1 protein-coding gene is annotated in these 1,335 nt (G+C 50.2%); it reads left to right on the forward strand.

Annotated features, from left to right (window positions below; all coding sequences use genetic code 11):
* The coding region (locus tag RY831_RS32910) for an EI24 domain-containing protein (protein WP_326510490.1) at window positions 1–541 on the forward strand (541 nt) is incomplete at its 5' end.
* Between the last annotated feature and the right edge of the window lie 794 nt (window positions 542–1,335).

The raw sequence follows: 1,335 nt of genomic DNA on the forward strand, positions 1-1,335 counted from the left end.
CAGACGCCGGATAGATTTTTGCAAGCCGACCACAACACCCAAAATCTACCCTTGCAAAAGGGAGGGTGACCATAGATTTCTTTTGCTCATCATGCTAAGCATGCGACTGTATTTAGAACTTTTTCTTATGAGCCGGGTGCAAAAGCATTGCCTCAAACACTATCCGTTGTTGTCTCCGAAGGGGAAGGGCAGGTTCGGCGTTGACGCACTTTCGTCGTTGAAGTTGCTATGCGTTTTCTGCGCAGGCTTTCTGCTGTTGATCATTCCTGTGGTCGGTGGAATATTGTTCTTTTTGTTGGCAAGCTATCTTAACGTCCGCAGCTTGGTGAATGACGCATTAGAAGATCTGGCTACAGCGGATGAGCGACGCACCATAGTGAGAACCATGCGTTTACCCATGCTTCTATTGGGGGTCGTAACGTCGGAGCTACTGCTCATACCGTTGGCTGGACTGTTTATTCCGGCTGTGCTTGGTGCGAGTGTTTGTCATCTTTGCATGAGGGCACTGATCAAATTGCGTTCATCGGTTCCGCTCGGCTGAAAAAAGGTAGTTGTCAAAACTGCGGATAAGCTATTGCATGACAGATGTAGGGCGAATAAATGTGACGTTCTCGTCGCTGTCGTGCTGAGGATCCCCCAGATCTAATCCCCTAGCGCTCGTGGTGTTATACCAATCCCAAACCATTTCAGGACATGAGATCGCGTCTTTTCCCACCTGGCGGCGTCGCGCTTGTCATCCATAGCCCCGCTATGGATTCCTCCCGCGCCTTGCCAGAGGAAAAAATCCATCGATCTCATCTGTCATGTCATGACTTGGGATTGGTATGCCTCCTGCGTAGGGTTACCGTCCTTCCCGCGTAAATCAGTGTGGCTTAATCTTTGTTCAAATGCCGTAAGAGCGTCAATCGCTGTCTGGATCTCCTTATCCATATAAAGTCTCATAGAATCAGAATGTTCAAAAGGACGATGACGCATCTGAATTGAGAGCCCCCATGTCACCGGAGTCGTTCCCGCTAACGGCTGAGAAAATAGGTGGCAACACGCTTGCTGCCGCAGCAGCGCGGCGGCTTGCCAGCAATAGAATGCAGCATAGGACCGCCCATATTCGTGTCAGTAACTTGCAAATAAAAGCTCGCTACGAGAGCGGGCAAAACGCCTTGGACAAGGCGGCAGACAGCGTCCAGGTACGGGTAGGCTGTAGGACTGACGTGACCGATATACCAGTCCAGTTTTCGTGAGAGAGTTAAAGTCTACTGGTAAGCGCCTAGCGAAACCACCTTGTAACGGATGTGACCTATAAGGATGATCGTGTCCACCTCATTTGAAGTGGACACC

This window comes from Noviherbaspirillum album (assembly GCF_035916955.1).
Taxonomy (GTDB): domain Bacteria; phylum Pseudomonadota; class Gammaproteobacteria; order Burkholderiales; family Burkholderiaceae_D; genus Noviherbaspirillum; species Noviherbaspirillum album.